17 protein-coding genes are annotated in these 22,739 nt (G+C 71.5%); 11 read left to right on the forward strand and 6 right to left on the reverse strand.

Annotated elements, in window-relative coordinates; all coding sequences use genetic code 11:
* The first annotated feature begins 24 nt into the window (after positions 1-24).
* The 3 genes from dinB (at position 25) to V1227_RS10195 (ending at position 2,835) form a co-directional block, all read left to right on the forward strand.
* On the forward strand, positions 25-1,215 hold the full coding sequence (gene dinB, locus V1227_RS10185) for a DNA polymerase IV (protein WP_329792260.1): 1,191 nt from the start codon (positions 25-27) through the stop codon (positions 1,213-1,215).
* A 64-nt stretch (positions 1,216-1,279) separates the two neighbouring features.
* On the forward strand, positions 1,280-2,359 hold the full coding sequence (locus V1227_RS10190; RefSeq protein ID WP_329792261.1) for an NAD(P)H-dependent amine dehydrogenase family protein: 1,080 nt from the start codon (positions 1,280-1,282) through the stop codon (positions 2,357-2,359).
* The gene (locus V1227_RS10195) at positions 2,356-2,835 is read left to right on the forward strand and encodes a carboxymuconolactone decarboxylase family protein (RefSeq protein WP_329792262.1); all 480 of its coding nucleotides are present in this window, start codon (positions 2,356-2,358) and stop codon (positions 2,833-2,835) included. The genes V1227_RS10190 and V1227_RS10195 overlap by 4 nt, the downstream gene beginning before the upstream one ends.
* A gap of 21 nt (positions 2,836-2,856) precedes the next feature.
* On the opposite strand, the gene V1227_RS10200 is transcribed toward V1227_RS10195, so the two are convergent.
* Positions 2,857-4,470: a GMC oxidoreductase gene (locus V1227_RS10200; protein WP_329793995.1), complete on the reverse strand. Its 1,614-nt coding sequence runs from the start codon at positions 4,468-4,470 to the stop codon at positions 2,857-2,859.
* Between the two features lie 231 nt (positions 4,471-4,701).
* Here V1227_RS10200 and V1227_RS10205 point away from each other — a divergent pair, with 231 nt between their 5' ends.
* Together V1227_RS10205 and V1227_RS10210 are read left to right on the forward strand one after the other, a co-directional pair.
* Positions 4,702-6,630, forward strand: a complete 1,929-nt coding sequence (locus V1227_RS10205; RefSeq protein WP_329792263.1) for an FAD-dependent oxidoreductase — start codon at positions 4,702-4,704, stop codon at positions 6,628-6,630.
* 127 nt (positions 6,631-6,757) lie between these two features.
* On the forward strand, positions 6,758-7,303 hold the full coding sequence (locus tag V1227_RS10210) for a DUF1062 domain-containing protein (protein ID WP_329792264.1): 546 nt from the start codon (positions 6,758-6,760) through the stop codon (positions 7,301-7,303).
* 66 nt (positions 7,304-7,369) lie between these two features.
* On the opposite strand, the gene V1227_RS10215 is transcribed toward V1227_RS10210, so the two are convergent.
* A complete protein-coding gene (locus tag V1227_RS10215) occupies positions 7,370-8,464 on the reverse strand; it encodes an amidohydrolase family protein (RefSeq protein ID WP_329792265.1) in 1,095 nt (364 codons plus the stop codon).
* Positions 8,465-8,645: 181 nt separating this feature from the next.
* Here V1227_RS10215 and V1227_RS10220 point away from each other — a divergent pair, with 181 nt between their 5' ends.
* The gene (locus tag V1227_RS10220) at positions 8,646-11,666 is read left to right on the forward strand and encodes a TIM-barrel domain-containing protein (protein WP_329792266.1); all 3,021 of its coding nucleotides are present in this window, start codon (positions 8,646-8,648) and stop codon (positions 11,664-11,666) included.
* A gap of 61 nt (positions 11,667-11,727) precedes the next feature.
* Here the strand turns inward: V1227_RS10220 and V1227_RS10225 are convergent, their stop codons facing one another.
* On the reverse strand, positions 11,728-12,429 hold the full coding sequence (locus V1227_RS10225) for a FadR/GntR family transcriptional regulator (RefSeq protein WP_329792267.1): 702 nt from the start codon (positions 12,427-12,429) through the stop codon (positions 11,728-11,730).
* 133 nt (positions 12,430-12,562) lie between these two features.
* On the opposite strand from V1227_RS10225, the gene V1227_RS10230 reads away from it, so the two are divergent.
* The 3 genes from V1227_RS10230 to V1227_RS10240 are packed head-to-tail and all read left to right on the forward strand — an operon-like array spanning position 12,563 to position 16,587.
* Entirely contained in the window at positions 12,563-13,846 is a 1,284-nt protein-coding gene (locus V1227_RS10230; protein WP_329792268.1) for an SLC13 family permease, read from the forward strand.
* A gap of 4 nt (positions 13,847-13,850) precedes the next feature.
* On the forward strand, positions 13,851-15,257 hold the full coding sequence (locus V1227_RS10235) for an acyl-CoA synthetase (protein WP_329792269.1): 1,407 nt from the start codon (positions 13,851-13,853) through the stop codon (positions 15,255-15,257).
* On the forward strand, positions 15,241-16,587 hold the full coding sequence (locus V1227_RS10240; protein WP_329792270.1) for a carboxyl transferase domain-containing protein: 1,347 nt from the start codon (positions 15,241-15,243) through the stop codon (positions 16,585-16,587). The genes V1227_RS10235 and V1227_RS10240 overlap by 17 nt, the downstream gene beginning before the upstream one ends.
* Positions 16,588-16,705: 118 nt before the next feature.
* Here V1227_RS10240 and V1227_RS10245 read toward each other — a convergent pair whose 3' ends face one another.
* The gene (locus V1227_RS10245; protein WP_329792271.1) at positions 16,706-17,293 is read right to left on the reverse strand and encodes a helix-turn-helix domain-containing protein; all 588 of its coding nucleotides are present in this window, start codon (positions 17,291-17,293) and stop codon (positions 16,706-16,708) included.
* A gap of 67 nt (positions 17,294-17,360) precedes the next feature.
* Between V1227_RS10245 and V1227_RS10250 the strand changes: the two genes are divergently transcribed.
* Positions 17,361-18,317, forward strand: coding sequence for an alpha/beta fold hydrolase (locus V1227_RS10250; protein ID WP_329792272.1), 957 nt, complete (start codon positions 17,361-17,363; stop codon positions 18,315-18,317).
* Here the strand turns inward: V1227_RS10250 and V1227_RS10255 are convergent.
* Entirely contained in the window at positions 18,307-19,779 is a 1,473-nt protein-coding gene (locus tag V1227_RS10255) for an amidase (protein WP_329792273.1), read from the reverse strand. The genes V1227_RS10250 and V1227_RS10255 overlap by 11 nt on opposite strands.
* A 38-nt stretch (positions 19,780-19,817) precedes the next feature.
* Entirely contained in the window at positions 19,818-20,744 is a 927-nt protein-coding gene (locus V1227_RS10260; RefSeq protein WP_236218595.1) for a patatin-like phospholipase family protein, read from the reverse strand.
* Positions 20,745-20,968: 224 nt separating this feature from the next.
* Between V1227_RS10260 and V1227_RS10265 the strand changes: the two genes are divergently transcribed.
* On the forward strand, positions 20,969-22,579 hold the full coding sequence (locus tag V1227_RS10265; RefSeq protein ID WP_329792274.1) for an ABC-F family ATP-binding cassette domain-containing protein: 1,611 nt from the start codon (positions 20,969-20,971) through the stop codon (positions 22,577-22,579).
* Positions 22,580-22,739 lie beyond the last annotated feature (160 nt).

Raw genomic sequence — 22,739 nt, forward strand, 5'->3', positions numbered from 1 at the left:
TGATCGGGTGACGGATGCGAACATGTGTTCGTGAGCAGCCCGATCCTGCACGCCGACCTCGACGCGTTCTACGCGTCGGTCGAGCAACGGGACGACCCGGGCCTGCGCGGTCGTCCGGTGATCGTGGGCGGCGGGGTGGTCCTGGCCGCGAGCTACGAGGCCAAGGCGTTCGGCGTCCGCACCGCGATGGGCGGCGCGCGGGCGCGGCGGCTGTGCCCGCACGCGATCGTCGTGCCACCGCGGATGCCGGTCTACTCCGCCGCGAGCAAGGCGGTCTTCGAGGTGTTTCGCGACACGACGCCGCTGGTCGAGGGCCTGTCGATCGACGAGGCGTTCCTCGACGTCGGCGGCCTGCACCGGATCGCGGGCCCGCCGGAGGTGATCGCCGCACGCCTGCGGGCGGCCGTGCTGGAGCGGGTCGGCCTGCCGATCACGGTAGGGGTGGCGCGGACGAAGTTCCTCGCCAAGGTCGCGAGCGGCGTCGCGAAGCCGGACGGCCTGCTGGTCGTGCCCGCCGGCCACGAGCTCGACTTCCTGCACCCGCTGCCGGTCGAACGGCTGTGGGGCGTGGGCGAGGTGACGGCCGCCAAGCTGCGCGGCCTCGGCATCCGGACGGTCGGCGAGGTCGCCGGGTTCGACGAGAAGGCGCTGGTGTCGCTGCTCGGCCGGGCCGCGGGCCGGCACCTGCACGCGTTGGCGCACAACAGGGACCCGCGGCCGGTCCAGACAGGACGGCGCCGCCGGTCCATCGGCGCGCAACGGGCGCTCGGCCGGCGGGAACGGACGCGGGAGGACCTCGACGCCATCCTCGCGTCGCTGGTCGACGGCATCGCGCGGCGCCTGCGCACCGCCCGCCGCGCGTGCCGGACCGTGGTGCTGCGCCTGCGCTTCGGCGACTTCGACCGCGCGACCCGGTCGCACACCGTGAGGTACCCGACGACGGAGACCGAGGTGCTGCTGGCAGCAGCCCGGCAGTTGCTCGACGCCGCGATGCCGTTGATCTCCAGCCGCGGCATCACGTTGCTGGGCGTGTCGCTGACGAACCTGGAGGACGAGACGCCGGTGCAGATGGCGCTGCCGTTCGAGGAGCGGAAACCGGCGGCGCTGGACGCGGCACTGGACCACGTGCGGGACCGGTTCGGGTCCCGGTCGGTGACGCGGGCGACGTCGATCGGGCGCGATCCGGGGATCTCGGTGCCGCTGCTGCCGGACTGACCGCAGCGCCTTTACGTCTGATGGACTCTTGTAAACTGAAACGTGTTCTAGTTAGTCTACCCGCATGATCGCCACAGTGGTGTGGGGTACGGGAAACGTCGGGCGTGCCGCGATCCGGGCCGTCGAGGCCCATCCGGGGCTGGAGCTGACGGCCGTGGTCGTCCACAACCCCGAGAAGCAGGGCCGGGACGCGGGCGATCTCGCGGGGCTGGACCACGAGCTCGGAGTCGCGGCCACCACCGACGTCGACGCGGTGCTGGCCACCGGACCGCGCGCCGTCGTCTACGCGGCGTCGGGTGACATCAGGCCCGACGACGCACTCGCCGACATCACGAAGGCCATCAGGGCGGGCGCCGTCGTCGTCACGCCGTCGCTGTACGCGTTGTACGACCACCGCAGCGCGCCACCCGAGTTGCGAGAACCGGTTCTAGCGGCGATCGCGGAGGGCGGCGGGTCGCTGTTCGTCTCCGGCGTGGACCCCGGCTGGGGCAACGACGTGCTGCCGCTGATGGTCAGCGGGCTCGGGCACACCGTCGACGCGGTGCGGTGCCAGGAGATCTTCGACTACTCCACCTACGACCAGCCCGACGCGGTGCGGTGGCTGATCGGGTTCGGGCAGCCTCTCGACTACCAGGCGCCGATGCTCATGCCGGGCGTGCCGACCATGGTGTGGGGCGGGCAGATCCGGCTGATGGCGAGGGCCCTGGGCGCGGAGGTCGACGAGATCCGCGAGACCGTCGACCGGCGCGCGCTCGACGGGACCGTGACGACGCGGTGCATGGGCGAGTTCGAGGCGGGCACGCAGGGCGCGATCCGGTTCGAGGTCCAGGGGATCGTCGGCGGTGAGCCGTTGATCGTCATCGAGCACGTGACGCGCATCCACGCTTCCTGCGCGCCGGACTGGCCGATGCCCCCGTCCGGTGACGGTGCGCACAAGGTGATCATCGAGGGCCGGCCGCGCATCGAGGTCTCGGTCGAGGCCGTGGACGAGGGCGAGAACCGGTCGGCGGGCGGCAACGCCACGGCGGTCGGCCGCATCGTCAACGCCGTCGACTGGCTGGCCGAGCAGGAACCCGGGCTCTACGACGCGCTCGACGTCCCGTTGCGGCCCGTCGCGGGCAAGCTCGGAAGGGGCAAGCCGTGAACATCGACATCCCCGAGGGCAAGGACCCGATCGGGTACGTGTGGGGTGAGCTGGTGCCCGGCATCGGCGTCGCCGCCGCGAACCTCTCCCTCGCCGTGTACCAGCACACCACGCTGGGCCTGCGCGAGTTCGAGGCGGCGCGGCTGCGGATCGCGCAGATCAACGGCTGCCTGTTCTGCCTCGACTGGCGGACCGAGCGCGACGGCGTGAAGGTCGAGGACGGCTTCGTCGACGCGGTGGCCCGGTGGCGCACCACCGACGCCTTCGACGACCGGGCGAGACTGGCCGCGGAGTACGCCGAACGGTACGCACTGGACCACCACGGTCTCGACGACGAGTTCTGGTCGCGCATGACCCGGCACTACACCCAGGTGGAGGTCGTGGAGCTCACGATGAGCATCGGGGCCTGGCTCGTGTTCGGCCGGCTGAACCGGGTGTTCGGCCTCGACGCGCTGTGCGTGCTCCCGGAGCTCTGACCGTCCGGACAGGACCGGGCGTCAGAAGTCGGTGGCGATGATCCTCTCGATGTTCCTCTCGGCCAGCGCCGTGATCGTGACGAACGGGTTCACGACGGTGCAGCCGGGGATGAGCGCTCCGTCCACGACGTACAGACCCCGGTACCCGTGCAGGCGCCCGTGGTTGTCGGTCGCCCTGTTCAGCACGGCGCCGCCGAGCGGGTGGTACGTGAGGTGGTCGCCCCAGATCTTGTAGACGCCGAAGAGGTCGGTCCGGTAGATCGTCCCCTCCTTCGAGTTGATCCTGTCGAAGATGGTCTTGGCGGCGTTGATCGAGACGCCCTTCCACGCCGTCTGCCAGTCGAGGTCGACCTTGCCCGCGGCGGCGTTCCAGGTGAACCGGGCGCGGTGCGGGGTCCTCGTGATGGACAGGTAGAACGACGCGTAGGTCTCGATCCCGGTCGGCAGCGGCGCCACCTCGGCGAAGGCGCCGCCCGCCGCCCAGTTGTCGATGCCCAGCGTCGGGATCGACGACTGCAGCTCGCCGGTCGGGTCCCACATGTGGTTGGCGCGGCCGCACATGACGTTGCCGTTGTCGCCCCAGCCCCTGCCGACCTCGCCGTTCAGGTTCGGCAGCGCGCCCGTGGCCTTCAGCTTCACCAGCAGCTTGCTCGTGCCGACGCTGCCCGCCGCGAAGAACACCTTCGCCGCGGTCACCTCCTTGACCGCGATCGGGTCGCCGGTGGTGTCGAGCTGCTCGACGGTGACCCGGTAGCCGCCCGTGGCGGGCCTGACGTCGACGACCCTGTGCAGCGGCGAGATGGTGACGCGACCGGTCGCCCTGATCTTGGGGATGTACGACTTCTGCAACGACTTCTTGCCGTGGTTGTTGCCGTAGAGGATCTCGCCGATGAGAGCGGACTTCGGGACCGTCCCGGCGGCCTCCTGCTCCATGTAGTTCCAGTCGTACACGGTGGGCACGAAGACGTACGGGAAGTTCGACCGCTGCGCGTGCTTCCTGCCGACCCGCGCGTACTGGTAGGCCTTGGTCGTGTCGAACCACTCCGGCCGGATCAGCCCGACCCCCAGCTCGGCGTTGGCGCGCGGGTAGTAGGTGCCGTACATCTCGTCCGGGTTCACGGTCGGCAGGACGTCGGCGAAGTTCTCCCGCCTGGGCGTCACGGCCATGCCGCCGTTGACGAGCGAGCCGCCGCCGACACCGCGTCCCTGGTAGACGGTGATGCCGGCGAACTCCTCCGCGTCGAGGATCCCCGTGTACTTCGGGATCGTCTTGTCGATCGGGAAGCCGAGGAAGTTGCTCAGCGGCTGTTTCGTCCTGGTGCGCAACCAGAACGAGCGCTGGTCGGGTGTGGTGGTGTTGGCGAAGACCTTGCCGTCCGCGCCGGGGGTGTCCCACGCCATGCCCATCTCGACCATGTGGACGTCGACTCCGGCCTGGGCGAGGCGCAGGGCCGTCACGGAACCACCGTAGCCGGTGCCGATCACGAGAGCGGGAACGACGGCAGCGTCACCGATCGAGGCCGCGGCCTGGGCCACCGGCGCGACGCCCCCGAGGGCAGCCACGCCAAGAATAGAACTTGTTCCAGCAATGAACGAACGTCGTGAAGGACCCTTCAAACCGTTGTCACACGTCATTGTGTGAGTCATGTGATCTTCCTCACTCCGACAACATGAGAACAAGTTATACCTGTGCTTGTTAGATCAAGTCACTACCTGGTAGTCCCGGTTCCCTCGGGGAGCGCAGCAGGTGAGGGCTTGGCACCGAGATCCCGAACTCTCGCGGACGTCGCGGACGACGCGGACTGCCCAGCGAGACCACACGATCCGGGAATGTCCGAACACGCGTGGCCGCCCCACAATCGAACGATGCCCGAGGTATCCGAAGGTGAGGACGCCAGACCCGGCGTCGTGGTGGTGGGTGCGGGGATCGCCGGTCTGGCGGCGGCGCGTGCGCTGCGCGAACGGGGCCACGCGGTCACCGTGCTGGAGGCGCGGGACCGGGTCGGCGGCCGGATCTGGACCGACGAGCACGGGGTCGACCTCGGCGCGCACTGGATCCACGGCACGGACGGCAACCCGATCACCGAACTCGTCGAGGAGCTGGGCATCCCGCACAGCTACGTGGGCGGGGACAGCGCCTACACGGGCGGATTCGACAGCCTCGACCTGTTCGGCGCGGACCGGCGTGCGGTGAACCACCGCTACAAGAGCCGCACCCTCGAACTCGCCGACGAGGTGCTGCACCAACTGGAGCACCGCGCGGCCGTCGCCCGCGCGGAGGACCACCCGGACGTGCCGCTGGGCGAGGCGGTGCGGCAGGTCCTCGCCGGGCGCGACCTGTGCGCGGAGGACGAACAGGCCGTGCGCTACCACCTCAACGTGATCTTGCGCGAGGACGCGGCGGAGGACCCGGACAAGCTCTCGCTGAAGCACTGGGAGGACGGCTACCTCGTCTACGGCTACGGCGACAGCACGCTGCACCACGGCTACCAGTCCGTTGTGGACGCTCTGGCGCGCGACCTCGACATCCGGCTCGGGCACGTCGTGACCCGGGTCGAGAACGGCAGGGTGACGACGGACCGCGGTGTGTTCGAGGCGGAGAAGGTGCTCGTCACGGTGCCGCTCGGCGTGCTGAAGGCGGGCGCGGTGGAGTTCGTGCCGCCGCTGCCCGAGGCCAAGCGGACCGCGATCGCCCGGCTCGGGTTCGGCACGCTCAACAAGATCGCGCTGCACTACGCCGAACCGTTCTGGCCCACCGAACAGTACGTCTTCGGCTACCTCTGCCGGGACACGGACCGCTACCCCACCGTCGTCATCAGCATGTGGAAGTCGCACGGCAAGCCGGTCCTGGTGATGCTGCTCGGCGCCTCCCTCGGCCGGGAGGCCGAGACCTGGTCCACAGAGGACGTGTCGTCCTACGCCAAGTCCGTCGTCGAGGACCTCTTCGGCGCCGACGTCCCGGCGCCGCACCAGATCTCGCGCACCAGGTGGTCCGCGGATCCGTTCGCGCGGGGCTCGTACACGTGCATCGGCGTCGGCTCGTCGTCCAAGGACATCGCCGCTCTGGCGGAACCGGTCGGTGACGGGCTGTTCTTCGCCGGCGAGGGCACGAACCCGTACCACTGGGGCTGCGTGCACAGCGCCTACGAGTCCGGTCTCCGGGAAGCCGCGCGGATCAGCGGCGACGCGGCGCTCTACACCCCGCCGAGCGCCGGGAGGTCACGCGCCCAGTCGCGCGGCACGGACAGGATGCTGCGGTTCGTGCGGATGAGGATGAACCACCTCACCGAGCACGAGCTGACCGAGCGGGTGACGTGCCTGCGGCAGAGCGCCGACCCCCACGGCGTGCGGCTGTTCACCTCGCTCGCCGACTCCGAACTGGAGACGCTCGCGTCGATGTTCGACGAGATCCCGTACACAGCGGGCGATGCGCTCTTCCACGAGGACGAGCCCGCGCACGGGGTGTTCCTGGTCGCGCGGGGCGCGGTCGAGGTCGACTTCGGCGGCATCTACGAACGCGAGGTCCTGGGTCGTGGAGGGCTGCTCGGCCACTACGACATGTTCTTCAACGCCCGCACCACGTCGGCGACGGCCCTGAGCGACGACGTGGTGGTGTTCTACCTCGACCACTACCGCTACCAGAGCTTCCTGTACGCGTTCCCCGACGTGATGATGCTGATGCTCGCGGACCTCGTGACGCGGTGGGAGCAGCTGGAGACCGTGCTCGGGCCCGCACCCCTGCCGAAAATGGATGGAGCGCCACCACCGCGAGCCGCTACCTTCCTGGCCGACTGAGTCGCCGAGGCAGGGACGTGCCGTTGTACACCTCTTGAGTCTTCCCGAGCGCTGGTCTTCGTTGCGCGCCGCTCTCTGAGCAGCGCGCTCCCCTTGCTGCGGATTTCTCACCGAACGGTGTACTCCTGTGCTCAACACCTGGGCCGTCGTGCCCACCTGCCTTCCGCTCGTCCGCCGCCGTTGCCACGTGTGCGAGGCCGACCGCTTCCGGGCGAGCGGCAAGTTCCGCGTCAACGCCAACCACAAGGTCCTCGACGCCTGGCTGCTCGTGCTCTGCACCGGTTGCGGGGACACGGTCAAGCTCACGATCTTCGAGCGGACGCACGTCCGCTCGGTGCGTCCCGAGCTGCTGAACCGCCTGCACGACAACGACCCCGGCCTGACCGCCGAACTGCTGCGGGACCCGCTCCTGCAGCACCGCAACCGCGTCTCGCTCGACTGGGACGGCGCCTGGCGCCTCGACACCGCCGGCTCCGACCTCGACCAGGAGGTGGTGGACGTGGCGGTGCGGTTCGAGGCGCGGATCCCGGTGCGCCCCGTCCGGCTGATCGCGCAGGGGTGCGGTCTGTCCCGCGCCGAGGTCGGGCGTCTCGTCGCCGACGGGAAGGTGGTGTCGGCGGTCCGGTTGAGCGGCAAGGTCTCCGGCGACTTCACCTTCACGCTCAAGCGCTGAGCGCTCCCGTCAACGCGGCCGGTGCGGCGGCCACGCCCGGTGGACCGCCGCCGCACCGGCCGCACGTCAGGTGAGGGGCAGCGGCGTCCCCGGGGTGCGGGCGACGACGGCCGCGGTGGCGATCAGGTCCCACCCGGCCGCGTACTCGTTGCCCGTCTCCATCTGGGGAGCGTGCTTCTCGTAGCGGTCCAGCAACTCCCACACGGACTCGAAGACGGCCTTGTGCGGGTGGCCGGGCGGGACGTGGCAGCAGTGGCGGGCGAGGTCGAGCGTCTGTCCCGGCGACTCGCCGCGCTTGGTGGCCTCCACGCCCGCGCAGAGGTAGACGAAGAGCCGTTCCAGCAACGGGTCGAGCGGCGGCACACGTCCCGGAGCGGGCCCGAGGTCGGCGGGGTCGGCCCGGTCCACCAGTCGGCGGGCCTGGCCGCCCATGACGCTCGCGACCTGGTCCGGTGCGAGGCCGGCGTACTGGGCGCAGCGCGCCGTGGCGTGCGCGCCCCAGGTCGGCGTCGAGTACGGGACGTCGCTGCCGAGGAGCACCTGACCGGGAGGGATCGTGCCGAGCACCGTCACCACGTCGGTGGCGCTCCACCAGGACGTGTCGAAGAACAGGTTGGGCTTCGGGTTCCCGGCCAGCCACGCCAGGTCCGTCAGCCCGGCGTGCGCCAGCACGAACCGCGCTCCGGGGAACCGGTCCAGCACGTCCGGCAGGGTGACCCCGTACGGGTCGATCTCCGGTCCCGCGTGGAGCAGCACCGGCAGGCGCAGCTCGTGCGCGAGGCCGAAAACCTCCTCCAGCCGGTCGTCGCCCAGGGCGAACTCGTCGCTCGCCGGGTGGAGCTTGATGCCCGCCGCCCCGGCCTCCACGCAGCGGCGGGCCTCACCTGCGTCGTCGGGCGTGACCCGGCAGAACGCGACCAGCACCTCGTCGGACCGCGCTTCGGCGAGGACCGCGTCGTTGGCTTCGCGGTAGCCGTCCGGCTCGGTCAGGGGGAACACGGCCGCGCGCGCGTCCACACCGGCCAGGGCTTCCCGCAGCTGGGCCGCGGTGGCCGAGAACCCGCTCGGGTCGTTCGTGCCCAGGTGCGTGTGCACGTCGAACAGCGGATCTTGCACCTGCAGGGCGTCCCACCAGGGTCGCACCAGGTCGTCGGAGTACATCCACCCCTCCTGTCGTCACCGACGTGGTGCCCGTACGGGCAGCGGGCAAACCGGTGATCCGTTCGCAGGTGGCCGATGTGGGCCAAGTGGAGTCTTGATCGCTCCACACGGTCAGGCCAAGGTGAGGAAGGTTCAGCTACTTGAACACCTCGGAAGCCGACGGCGTCAGACGAGGAGCACCATGCGGAAACGCACGACCGTCATCCCCCTACTAGCTCTGGTGACACTGGCCCTCCCCGCTCCGGCGACCGCCCAGCCCACCGGCACGGTCACCTCGGGTCAGGCCCGGTTCCAGATCCTCTCCCCCACCCTCGTGCGCAGCGAGTTCGCCGGCGACCGCAGGTTTGAGGACCAGGCCACTTACAACGTTGTAAACCGCACCTTCCCCCGTACCCCCTACACCTCGCGCACCGAGAACGGCTGGCTGGTCATCACCACGTCGGCCATGACGGTGCGCTACCGCGTGGGCTCCGGCCCGTTCCGCGCGGACAACCTGGAGATCAAGACGGCCGGCACGACCGCGTCCCCGTGGCGGCGGGTGGTCTGTGCCACCGGTCAGCTCTGCGAGGCCGAGGACCAGCAGCGCGAGGGCATGCTCGTGGCCGCCGACCACCCCGGTCACACCGGCTACGGGTTCGTCGCGGGCTTCTCCTACGCCAACAACTCGGTCACGGCCACCGTCCGCGCGGCCACCGCCGGCAGGCACCGGGTCGTCGTGAAGTACGCGAACGGCCAGGGCGGCGACGGCCGGCACGAGGACCGCACGCTCGGGCTCAGCGTCGACGGGCAGGCGGCCCGGCAGGTCACGCTGCCGCGGACGGCGGACTGGCGAGACTGGCGGCAGGCGGAGTTCGAGGTCGACCTGACCGCCGGCGAGCACCGCGTCTCGCTGACCCGGCGGTCGGGCGACTCGGGCAATGTCAACGTTGACAGCCTCGCCCTGCTCACCGCCGGCCAGGCCTACCCGGCCGAACGGGCGGTGGACGACTGCCGCTTCGGCACCACCTGCGAGGCGGAGAACGGCCGGATCAGCGGTCCGGCGGGCATCGCGGACGAGCACGCGGGCTTCGCGGGCACCGGCTTCGTCGCCGAACTGCGCGGCGGCACGACCCTGACCCAGCGCGTCACCGGCGTCCCGGCCGCGGGCACCCACCCGGTCGTGCTGCGCTACGCCAACGGTGCCGGCGGCGACGGCAAGCACGAGCCCCGGACCGTGTACCTCAACGGCCAAGCGGTCACGTTGCCCACCACGGCGAACTGGGCGACCTGGGCCACGGCGACCGCTCAGGTGGCGTTGCCCGCGGGCACCTCGGACCTCAGCCTCACGTGCCCGGACGCCGGCTGCCACGTCAACCTCGACAGCGTCGGTCTCAACAGCACGGCGCAGCACGTCGCGCTGGGCGGCTACCGCCGTTCGCTCGACGGTTACACCGGCACCAACGGTGACCCGAAGCTCTACCCGGGCCTGATGCACCGCGACGGCTGGTACCTGCTGGACGACACGATCTCCGCCCTGCGCAGCGGAACCCCGCGCGCGGACCGGGGTGCGCAGCCGTACCAGGACGGCTACCTGTTCGGCTACGGCCAGAACTACAAGGCGGCGCTCGGCGACCTGGCGGCGCTGACCGGCGGGTCGAAGCTGTTGCCGCGCTGGGCCTACGGCGTCTGGTACTCCGAGTACATCGACAGGACCGCGGCCGACTTCCGCGACCGCATCCTGCCCGCGTTCCGCCAGCACGGCGTTCCCCTGGACGTCCTCGTGGTCGACACCGACTACAAGGCGCACAACCTGTGGAACGGCTGGCGGATGGACTCCTCGAAGTTCCCCGACCCGCAGGGCTTCCTCGACTGGGCGCACGGCGAGGGGCTGCACAGCACGCTGAACATCCACCCGAGCATCCAGGGCGACGACCCGGACTTCGCCCAGGCCCAGGCCACGGCGAAGGGCAAGCTCGCCAAGGGCAGCTGCGCGAACTGCTACGTGTTCGACTGGGGCGACCCGGACCAGCTGCGGGCCTACCTCGAGCTGCACCGCAAGATGCCGACCGACTTCTGGTGGCTCGACTGGTGCTGCGACGGCTCGGGCTCGTCGTTGCGCGGCGTCACGCCGGACACGTGGATCAACGAGCAGTACGCGAAGATCGGCGCGTTCGCGTTCTCGCGCGGTTTCGGTTCCCTGCAGGCGGGCGGGTACAGCGGCGCCGGTCCGCTGCAGACCGGTCCGTGGGCGGAGAAGCGCACCACCCTGCACTTCACGGGTGACACGTCGTCGACGTGGGGCGTGCTGAAGGGCACCATCGCCTACACCTCGGCCGAGGGCGTGGCGACGGGCATGTCGAACATCAGCCACGACATCGGCGGCCACAACGACACCACGGGCCTGCGCGGGTCGGAGACCTACCTCGACAACGGGCAGGTCCGCTACACCACCAAGATGCCGGACGACATGTACGCGCGGTGGGTGCAGCTCGGTGCGTTCCAGCCGATCACGCGCCTGCACAGCAACCACGGCGACCGGCTGCCGTGGCAGTACGGCCCGGCCGCGCAGGCGTCGGCGACGAAGTTCCTGAACCTGCGCGAACGCCTCGTGCCGTACATCTACACGCTGGCCGAGGAGGCGAACCGCACCGGTGTGCCGATGGTGCGTCCCGCCTGGCTCGAGCACCCCGGCAGCCCGGAGGCGTACTCCACCGTGGACAGCCAGTTCATGCTCGGCTCCGACGTGCTGGTCGCTCCGATCACCACGCCCGGTGACGTGGGCGAGACGCGCGTGTGGTTCCCGCCCGGCCAGTGGACCGACTACTTCACCGGCCGCGTCTACCAGGGCAACTCGTGGGCGACCGTCAGCGCGGGCTGGGACACCATGCCGGTGTTCCTGCGCTCGGGCGGGATGCTGGTGGAGCGCACCTCGGACGTGGCCAACGACGTGAAGAACCCGGCCGACGAGCTGACCGTGCACGTGACGGCCGGCGCCAAGGGCGAGTTCACGCTGTACGAGGACGGTGGGCGGAAGCTGTCGTCGCGGACGCGGATCGTGCAGGACGGCGACACGGTCACCGTGCACCCGGCTCGGGGCTGGTTCCCGGGCAAGGTGTCCAAGCGGGACTGGACGGTCGTGGTGCACGAGGCTGACGGGACTTCCCGCACGGTGAAGGCGGCCGGGAAGCCGGCGCAGCAGAAGGTGGTGATCCGGCTCCGCTGACGGGTGCGGGTGCCGCGCCGGGGTGTCGTGTGAGCGGCACGTCCGGCGCGGCACCGGCGGCTCAGTCCTCGGGCACCCACGTCAGCAGCCGCACCTTCGCCACGGTGCGCACGTGCCTGCGCATCGCCGCCGCGGCCTTCTTCCCGTCACCCGCGGCGATGGCCTCGTAGATCGCCGTGTGCTGCGCCAGCGACCGGGACGGGCGCCCCGGCTGGCGCAGCGACTCGGTGCGGCTCTCGGTGATCTGCCGGGCGATCGTCTTCATGAAGTCGGCCAGCAGCGAGCTGTGCGCGGCGGCGGTGACGGCGGCGTGGAAGCGGCGGTCGCCCTCCACGCCGCTCGCGCCGTCGGCGATCTCGTCGCGCATGAAGTCGAGGGCGAGCCGGATGGTCTCCAGCTCGGCTTCGGTGCGGCGTTCGGCGGCCAGTTCGGCGAGCTTGGTCTCCAGGGCCTCGCGGGCCTCCAGCACCTCGGGGAGTCGCTTGCGGCGTTCGACGAGCTGCTCGACCGGTTCGACGTCGAGGGTGTCGCGCACCAGGTAGGTGCCGCCGCCGTGGCGGGCCTCGACCAGGCCCTGGACCTCCAGCACCACGATCGCCTGCTTGACCGACGCGCGGCTGACGCCGAGGCTCGCGGCCAGGTCCCGTTCGGCGGGAAGCCTGTCCCCCGCCTTGAGGCCGGCCTCGCCCACGTACGCCCGCAGGCGCTCGAGCACCTGCTCGTACAGGCGCGATTTGACCATGGGCCGCAGTGCCTCGGACATCGCCCCAGGATAACCGGTCAAGTGGCTCAGCCACTAGGCCACCTCTTGACAGCCGGTGGACGGTGGGCGGAAAGTGGCTCAGCCACTTGGCCACTGTGCCGAATCGGACAGTCCCAACGACGGGAGCCCCCGCATGTCCGCCGAACTGATCTCGATCCTCGTGCTGGTCGTGGTGTTCGTCATCGCCACGACCAGGTCGATCAACATGGGTGCGCTCGCCTTCGCCGCCGCCTTCGGGGTCGGCACGCTGGTGGCGGACATGAAGACCGACGACATCTTCAAGGGCTTCCCCGGTTCGCTGTTCGTCGTGCTGGTCGGGGTCACGTTCCTGTTCGCGATCGCCCGCGCGAACGGCACCACGGACTGGTTGGTGCACAGGGCGATCCGGCTCGTCGGCGGGCGCATCGCGTTGATGCCGTGGGTGATGTTCGCGATCACCGGCGTGCTGACCGCGATCGGCGCGGTGAGCCCGGCGGCGGTCGCCATCGTGGCGCCGATCGCGATGGGCTTCGCGGCCAGGTACCGGATCAGCCCGCTGCTGATGGGCGTGATGGTCGTGCACGGCGCTCAGGCCGGCGGGTTCTCCCCCATCAGCATCTACGGCACGATCGTCAACGGCATCGTCGACAAGGAGGGCCTGCCGGGCAGCCCGGTCGTGCTGTTCCTGGCGAGCCTGGTGGTGAACCTGCTGATCGCGGTCGTGGTGTTCGTGGTGTGCGGCGGCATGAAGCTCGCCCGCCAACCCCTCGACGCTCCCGTGCCGGCCCGCACCGGCGGCGGGAGCAGCGGTGACGGGCCGAGCGACGACGAGAGCACCACCCTGACGGCGCCCCGGATCGCCACCCTCCTCGGCCTGGCCGCGCTCGTGGTCGCCGCCCTGGTCTTCGACCTCGACGTCGGCCTCGCCGCGATCACCGTCGCCGTCCTGCTGAGCGTGGTGTGGCCGGAGACCTCGAAGGAGGCGATCACCCAGATCACCTGGCCGACCGTGCTGCTGATCTGCGGCATCCTGACCTACGTCGCCGTGCTGCAGACGATGGGCACGATCAAGTGGGCGGGCGACTCGGTCGCGGGCGTCGGCGCTCCCCTGCTCGCGGCGCTGCTGATCTGCTACATCGGCGCGATCGTCTCCGCGTTCGCCTCGTCGGTCGGCATCATGGGCGCGCTCATCCCGCTGGCGGTGCCGTTCCTGCTCCAGGGCGAGGTCAGCGCGATCGGCCTGATCGCGGCGCTGGCGGTGTCGGCGACGGTGGTCGACGTGAGTCCGTTCTCCACCAACGGCGCTCTCGTGCTGGCCGGTGCGCAGGACGTCGACCGCGACAAGTTCTTCAAGCAGCTGATGGTCTACGGCGGGATCATGGTCGCGGCGGCGCCGCCGCTGGTGTGGCTCGCCCTCGTCGTCCCGGGAATCTGGTGAGTTGATGTTCGCCTCGCAGTCCGACCGCGTCGCCCTCCGCTTCGGCGACCGCGCCCTGACCCACTCCGAGCTCGCGGCCCGCGCGGGAGCCCTCGCGCAGCAGCTGTCCGGGCTCCCCCGCGTGGCGGTCTGGGCGACCCCCACGATCGAAACGTGCGTCGCGGTCGTCGCGGCCCTGCTCGCCGGGGTGCCGGCCGTGCCGCTCAACCCGAAGGTCGGCGAACGGGAGCTCGCGCACATCGTCGCGGACAGCGCACCAGCGTCCGTGCTCGCGGCACCCGGCGTCACCCTGCCCGAGGGCCTGAGCTCCGTGCCGCGGCGGGACATCACGCTCGACGGCGACTCCTCGGAGACGTTCGCCGATCCCGGTGACGAGGCTCCGGCCCTGATCGTCTACACCTCGGGCACCACCGGCTCCCCCAAGGGTGTCGTGCTGCCGCGCCGCGCCATCGTGTCCACTTTGGACGCCGTCGCGGAGGCGTGGCAGTGGACCGCGGACGACGTGCTGGTGCACGCGCTGCCGCTGTTCCACGTGCACGGCCTGATCCTCGGCGTGCTCGGGCCGTTGCGACGCGGGGGGACGCTGCACCACCTCGGCAAGTTCTCCACCGAGCAGCTCACGAGGGCGCTCGACGGCGACGGCACGATGATGTTCGGCGTCCCGACGATGTACCACCGCATCGCCGAGGAGGTCGGCGGCAACCCCGCGCTCGGCGGGGCCCTGGCCGGGGCGCGCCTGCTGGTGTCGGGCTCGGCGGCGCTGCCGGTGCGCGACCACGAGCGGATCGCCGCGGCGACCGGGCAGCGGGTCGTCGAGCGCTACGGCATGACCGAGACGTTGATGAACACCAGCGTGCGCGCCGACGGCGACCGCCGGCCGGGAGCGGTCGGGGTGCCGCTGCCGGGCGTGCGGGTGCGGCTCGTCGACGACGCCGGGCAGACCCTGGACGACGCCGGCGCGATCGGCGAGATCCAGGTGCGCGGCCCGAACCTCTTCACCGAGTACCTGAACCGGCCCGACGCCACCGCGGAGGCGTTCGCGGACGGCTGGTTCCGCACCGGCGACGTCGGCACGCGCGACCCCGACGGCTACTTCCGCATCGTCGGGCGCAAGGCCACGGACATCATCAAGAGCGGCGGCTACAAGATCGGCGCGGGCGAGATCGAGAACGCGCTGCTGGAGCACCCGTCGGTGAAGGAGGTGGCGGTGACCGGTGAGCCCGACGACGACCTGGGTGAACGGATCGTCGCCTGGGTCGTGCCCGCGGGCGCGGCACCGCCCGCCGACGAGCTCTCCGGCCACGTGGCCCGGTTGCTCACCCCGCACAAGCGCCCCCGCGTGGTTCGGTTCGTGGAGTCGTTGCCGCGCAACGACATGGGCAAGGTGATGAAACGTGCCCTCGGGACGTGAGACCGCCCGCGAGGTGATCGGCGACGTGACGTCGTCGTTCACCGAGCTGCCGGACGAGCCGGTGCGGTCCGGGGTGGACGGACCGCTCGGGTGGCCGGGGTACGGCGACCAGCTGGCCCGTGCGGCCGAGTCGACCGGGGAGAGCGAGTCGGTCGTCTGCGGGGTCGCCGGCATCGGTGGCGTCACCGCCGTGGTCGTGGCGTTCGAGTTCGGGTTCCTCGGCGGCTCGCTGGGCACCCGGACCGGCGCCAGGATCGAGCGGGCCTTCACGCACGCCCGCGAACGGCGGCTGCCGGTGGTGTCGCTGGTCGCGACCGGTGGCAGCCGCATGCAGGAGGGCACGCTCGCGCTGCTGCAGCTGTCCAGGATCGCCCGCCAGATCACCCTGACCCGCGAGGCCGGGCTCGCGCACGTCGCCGTGCTGCGCGACCCCACGACCGGCGGCGGCTGGGCGACGCTCGGGGCGGGCGCGGACGTCGTGCTGGGGCTGCGCGGTGCCCAGGTGGGGTTCGCCGGCTCGCGGGTGCGGCCGCCCGGTTACACGGTGGCGCAGCAGTTCGCGGCCGGGTCGGTCGACCAGCTCGTGCCGCGGGAGGAGCTGCGCGACCGCCTGGAGCGGTGGCTGCGGCTGCTCACCACGTCCGCCCGCGCCGCCGCTCCCCCACCGGTGGCGTTGGGCGAGGCCCTGCTGCCGACGACGGGATGGGACGCGGTGGTGCGCGCCCGGACGCTCGGCCGTCCGCGCGCCAAGGCCTACCTCGGGTCCTACTTCGAGTGGCACGAGCCGATCAGCGGCGACCGCGCCGGCGGCGTCGACCCCGGGGTGTTCTGCGGATTCGGCCACCGCGACGGGGAGACGTTCGCGTACGCGGCGCAGGACGGCACGGCGACGCGACCGGCGGGGTTCCGCACGGCGGCGCGCCTGGTCCGGCTCGCCGACCGGCTCGGTGTGCCGGTGCTGACGCTCGTGGACACGCCCGGTGCGGCCAACGACGAGGCGGCCGAGAAGGCGGGCGTGGGTGCCGCGATCGCCGACCTCTTCACGGCCATCGCGTCCGCGCGCGTGCCGGTCACGACGCTGCTGGTCGGCGAGGGCGGATCGGGTGGCGCGCTGGCGTTCGCCGCGCCGGACCGGATGTGGGTGACGCCGGACAGCTACTTCGCGGTGATCTCACCGGAGCTCGCGACCGGGATCCTGAAACGGGATCCCGCGCAGGCCCGGCGCACGGCCGACGAGCTGCGGCTGCGGCCGCAGGACCTGGTCGAGCTGGGGGTCGCGCGCGGTGTGGTCCAGCCCGGCCGGTCCTCCGATCAGGTTACGGCGATGTAGAAGGCCTGAAGCGGGACGCAGATCGGGCCTCGCCATCGGCGCGGTCCCGATGGCGGTCGGCTGCGGGGTGGTCGTCGCGCTCGTCACGCTGGCCGGCGCGGTGGCGACCGCGCGCGCTTCACCCGGAGGTGACGCGGTCGGCGTGGACGTGCGTGCGCACCCCCTGGGGGTCGAACAGGATCAGCAGTTCGACCGCACCGCCGTCCGCGCTGCCCAGCCAGTGCGGCTTCGCGGTGTCGAACTCGGCGGCCTCACCGGGCGGCAACGTCAGGTCGAGGTCGTCGAGCACCAGCCGCAACCGTCCGTTGAGGACGTAGAGCCACTCGAAGCCGTCGTGCGTCTGCAACGTCGGCTCGAGCGGCCGCGACACGGCGGGGATCAGCATCTTGAACGACTGCACCCCGCCCGGCCGCCGCGACAGCGGGACGAACGTCATGCCGAACCTGTGGATCGGCTTGAGGTGGATGCGCGGGTCCCCGGTGCGCGGAGCGCCGACGAGGTCGTCCAGCGGCACGTCGTACACCCGCGACAGCGGGAGCAGCAGCTCGAGGGTGGCGCGCCGCTGCCCGCTCTCCAGCCGGGACAGGGTGCTCTCGGAGATCCCGGTGGTCGTCGCGAGGTCGGCGAGCGTGATGCCGCGGTGCCGCCGCAGCGTCCGCAGCCGCACACCCACCCCGTCCAGCACCTGTTCGGTCTCGGCGTTCACGACCCGCAGCTTGCCACATCAGCAAGTTTTCGTGCCGAGAACAGCAAGTCCACCGCAGGCTGAGGCCATGAAACGCCTCGCAGTCGCTCTCCTGCTCCTGCTCACCGCCTGCTCGGCCGCTCCGCACCCCGCACCGGCGCACGCCGCCGTCACCCGGAACGACCCGGCTTTTGGGAAGACCTTCCGGCACGAGTTCGCCGACGTCGGCGGCGTCCGCCTGCACTACGTCACGGGCGGCAGCGGTACCCCGGTCGTGCTGCTGCACGGCTGGCCGCAGACCTGGTACGGCTGGTGGCCGGTGATGCCGGACCTCGCCGAACGCCACACCGTCTACGCCGTCGACCTGCCCGGCCTCGGCGACAGCACCGGCACACCGACGAGCTTCGACAAGGCCACGCTCGCGCGGTACGTGCACGCGCTGACCGAGGAGCTGGGGCTGCGCAACGCCTCGATCATCGGCCACGACCTGGGCGCCGCCGTCGCGTTCCAGTACGCCAGCCAGTTCCCGCGGGACACCGCCCGGCTCGGCTACCTCGACCTGCCGCTGCCGGGCCCCGCGATCGACGCGCGCACCTACCGCTCGCTGAGCTGGCACATCGCGTTCCACTCGCAGCCCGGGATCCCCGAGACGCTGGTCGACGACGAGGTCCGCGACTACCTGAAGGCCTTCTACCCGCAGGTCTCCCACCAGGGCAGCGCTTTCGGTGGCACGTCGGCGAAGTCCCCGTTCACCGACGCCGACATCGACGAGTACGCGCGGACCTACGGCAAGAACCTGGCCAACGGTTTCAAGCTCTACCGCGCCCTGGAGCAGGACGTCCGCGACACCGAGGCCGCCCGGCCGGTGGAGGTGCCGACCCTGGTGATGGCCGCGGAAGGCCAGGCCCAGGCGGTCCAGGGCACCGCGGCGCCGCGGATGACGAACGTCGTGCGGGCGGTCGACGTGCCGAAGGCGGGCCACTGGCTCGTCGAGGAGAACCCGGAGTTCGTCACCGCGGAGCTGCTGCGCTTCCTCAGCTCATGACCGGGAAGCGCGCCGCCCACGGCGCCGCCTGCTCCAGCTGGGCCGCCAGCTTGATCAGCAGCGACTCCCCCGCCAGCGGAGCCACGAACTGCACGCCGAGCGGCAGCCTGTCGGCCGTCCAGTGCAGCGGCAGCGACAGCGCCGGCCGGCCGGTGATGTTCGCGAGCTGCGTGTACGGCACCCAGCCGAGGTTGTCCCTGATCATGTCGTCGACCAGGCCCGTGTGCCGCAGGAACCGGGCGGTGCCGGTCTTGAGCACCGCGTCCGTGGCCCGTCGCAGCGACACCGGCAGGTCGAACTGGCCGACCTTCGGCGGCGGGGTCGCCAGCGTGGGCGTCAGCAGCAGGTCGTAGGACTCGAAGAACGTGCTGAGGCGGCGGGTGTGCGCGTGCCGCCGCTGCACGGCGTCCACGTAGTCGACGCTGCTCGTGGCCCGTCCCAATGCGGCCATGAGCAGCGTGTCGCGTTCGAACGCCGCGTCCGGCGCCCCGGTCAGCCGCTTGGCGTCGGCCACCTTCCAGGCGAGGTTCACGAACCACGTCAGCAGGAAGTCCTTGGCCAGCACGGCGTCGTCGAACGGTGCCTCCGGCAGTTCCTCGACGTGGTGCCCGAGGTCGGTGAGCACGCGGACCGCCGAGGCGACGGCCGCGACCGCCTCCGGGTGCGGAGCGGGGTTGATCGCCGACGGCACCCGCACGCCGATCCGCAGCTTTCCGGGTTCCTGCCCGACGCACGAGGCGAACGACGACTCCGGCAGCGCGACCGAGTACGGACCGGCGAGCTCCCCTCCGCAGATCACGTCGAGCATCGCGGCCGTGTCGCGCACGGTCCGCGACACGACGCCCTGCACCGCCGCGCCGTGCATCATCTCGGCGGTCTCGGGGCCGAACGGCGTGAGGCCGCGCCCCGGCTTGAGCCCGACGAGCCCGCAGCACGCCGCAGGGATCCGCGTCGAGCCGCCGCCGTCGTTCGCGCCGGCGCACGGCACGATCCCGGCGGCGACCGCGGCCGCCGACCCGCCCGACGAGCCACCGGGTGTCCGGTCGAGGTCCCACGGGTTGCGCGCGGGACCCCAGACCTCCGACTCGCTGATCGCCTTCGCGCCGAACTCCGGCAGGTTCGTCTTGCCGAAGATCACCAGGCCGGCGTCGAGCCACCGCTGCACCACGGTCGAGTGCTCGGTGACCTTCTTGTTCGCGAGCGACCGCGAGCCGTTCGACGTCGGCAGGCCCGCGTAGTCCTGGCCGAGGTCCTTGATCAGGAACGGCACGCCCGCGAACGGGCCGGTGAGGTCGTCGGACGGATCGGCGGGCACGTCCCGGACGATCGCGTTGAGCCTCGGGTTCACCTCGGCGGCACGCTTGCGCGCCACCTCCAGCAGTTCGGCCGCGGACACCTGCCTGTCCGCGACGAGCCGGGCCAGGCCGGTCGCGTCGTACTTCCGGTACTCGTCGAAGTCCACGCGCACAAGCTAGCCGGTCGGCCGCGGCGAGCACGCCGTCACAGGTGCCCGTTGCCGAGGTGGCTCATCGCGGCCGCCACGCCGACGTCGAGGGCCTGCTGCATGACGTGCGGACGCCGTTCGGTGCGGCCGATCACGGCGCTGCCCAGCGGCGGCCGGATCTGCAGGCACGCGGGGTGCGACGCGAGCATCTCCTCGTCCTTCGCCCGGATCTCCTCGCGGCGCAACCAGTTCGAGACGACCCCGGGCGCGTGCCGGGCGAACCAGCGCGACAGCACCAGGCGCTCGCCCCGCGACGGCGGCACGCCCAGGAACTCGTCCTCGCGGCGGGTGCGCAGCGCCACGACGTGGGTGGCGCCCTGCGCGACCGCCGTGCCGACCGGGATCGTCTCGCTCAGCCCGGCGTCGACGTACGGGCGGCCGTCGATCACCACCGGGTCGCCCGCGAGGAACGGCATGGCGGTCGACGCCCGCAGCGCGGTCTGCAGGCTCGCGGTGTCGCGGACGTACCCGTGCAGGTCGGCCGGCTCGCCGGTGAGCCCGTCCGTGGTCATCGGGTGGAACTCGACGGGGTTGTCGACGACCTCCTGGAAGCCCATCGGGTGGACCTGCGTGTAGATCGTGTGCACGAGGTGGTGGGTGTCGACGACCGGCCGCCGGGTGAACGCGCGCCGCGGGTTGATGGTCGTGCGCATCACGGCCGGGTCCCACCACGCGTGCTTGCTGCTGTCCGCCCGCCCGCACAGCAGCCAGGCGGCGTTGAGCGAGCCCGCGGAACTGCCGTACACGGCGTCGAACAGCGGCAGCAGGCCGAGCCGTTCGATCGCGACGGTCATCCCGCTGGAGTAGACGCCTCGCGAGCTCCCGCCTTCCACCAGCAGGACGAGACGGGCGTCGTCGGTGCGCCGACCGGGGGTGCTCCGCTGCCGCCGGCGCTCCCGCAGCAGCTCCAGAACCGTTGTCACACAGCCGAGTGAACCACGACCGCACCATCCACTTGCGAACGGCTGCTAGCGTGGAGATGAGATCAACCGCCTCGACGAGGAGCTCGACGTGCTGGTGGGTGAAGACGACATCTCAGGGTGAGCCCTGGATGTGACAGGCCATCCCTCGCGGTGGCCGTTTCGTCGTCCCCTTTTCCCTCACGCGCGGTGGTTCCGCGCGCGGCACATCCCGAGGTCTCACACCCATGTCCGACGCTTTCATCGTCGTGTCGTCCCTGTCGTTCTCCTGGCCGGACGACACCCCCGTGTTCGACGGCCTGTCCGTCTCGGTGCCCGGCGGCCGGACCGGTCTCGTCGCCCCGAACGGCGCCGGCAAGTCGACGCTGCTCAAGCTCGTCGCCGGAGCGCTGACGCCGTCCGCGGGCAGCGTGTCCGTGACCGGCGTGCTCGGCTACCTGCCCCAGGACCTGCCGCTCACCGCCGGGCTGACCGTCGCGCAGGTGCTCGGCGTCGCGGACGTCCTGAGCGCGATCCGCGCGGTCGAGTCCGGTGACGTCGCCGAGGAGCACTTCACCACCATCGGCAACGACTGGGACCTGGAGGAGCGCACGCGCGCCCAGCTCGACCGGTTCGGCCTCGGCGACCTGGCCCTCGACCGCGTGCTCGGCACGCTGAGCGGCGGGCAGGTCGTCTCGCTGGGGCTCGCGGCGCAGTTGCTGAAGCAGCCGGACGTGCTGCTGCTCGACGAGCCGACCAACAACCTCGACCTCGACGCCCGGCACCGGCTCCACGACGTGCTCGACGACTGGCGCGGGTGCCTGCTCGTGGTGAGCCACGACCGCGCGCTGCTCGACCGGGTGGACCGGATCGCCGAGCTCGACGGCGGCGAGGTCCGCTTCCACGGCGGCAACTTCAGCGCCTACGAGGAGGCGGTCGCGGCCGAGCGCGAAGTGGCCGAGAAGAACGTCCGCAGCGCCGAGCAGGAGGTCAAGCGTGAGAAGCGGGAGATGCAGCAGGCCCGCGAACGTGCCGCGCGCCGGGCGTCCACCGCGCAGCGCAACCTCTCGAACGCCGGACTGCCGAAGATCTTCGCGGGCACCATGAAGCGCAACGCGGAGGTCTCGGCGGCCAGGGCGGACGGCACGCACGCCGCCCGGCTCGGTGCGGCCCGCTCGAAGCTCGACCAGGCCGAACGGGCGTTGAAGGACGAGCAGAAGATCAGCCTGGAGCTACCGCGGACCGCCGTTCCCGCCGGTCGCACGCTCTTCCTCGGCACCGGTCTGCGGGTGCGCGACCTGTTCGCGGACCTCGACCTCGCGATCCGCGGTCCGGAGCGCATCGCGCTGGCCGCCCCGAACGGCGCCGGCAAGTCGACCCTGCTGCGGCTGGTCCACGGGTCGCTCACCCCGGACAGCGGTGAGGTGAAGCGGGCCGACGGCCGCATCGCGTACCTGTCGCAGCGGCTCGACCTGCTCGACGACTCCCGCACGGTGGCCGAGAGCCTGGCGGACTTCGCCCCGGCGATGCCTCCCGCGGACCGGATGAACCTGTTGGCGCGCTTCCTGTTCCGGGGTGCACGGGCGCACCTGCCGGTCGGCGTGCTGTCCGGTGGTGAGCGGCTGCGGGCGACGCTGGCGTGCGTCCTGTTCGCCGAACCCGCGCCACAGCTGCTGTTGCTCGACGAACCGACGAACAACCTCGACCTCGTCAGCGCCGGACAGCTGGAGAGCGCGCTGAACGCGTACCGGGGCGCGTTGGTGGTGGTGAGCCACGACGAGCGGTTCCTGAACGAGGTGAGGATCGACCGCCGGCTGCGCCTCGACGGCGGCAGGCTGCTGGAGGTCGCCCGTGGCTGAGGCGGCACTGGTCGCCGACGACCTGGTGCACGGCTTCGGCGGCGCATCGGGCTGATCGGCGAGAACGGCGTGGGCAAGCCAAAACCTGCCATCCGGCACTGGTGAGCAACGCTGCTGGTCAGGGCGTGTCCACGCAGGCAGGGCACCTCCCCGCCGCGCC

Origin of the sequence: Lentzea sp. DG1S-22 (assembly GCF_036321065.1) — a bacterium.
Lineage (GTDB): Bacteria > Actinomycetota > Actinomycetes > Mycobacteriales > Pseudonocardiaceae > Lentzea > Lentzea jiangxiensis.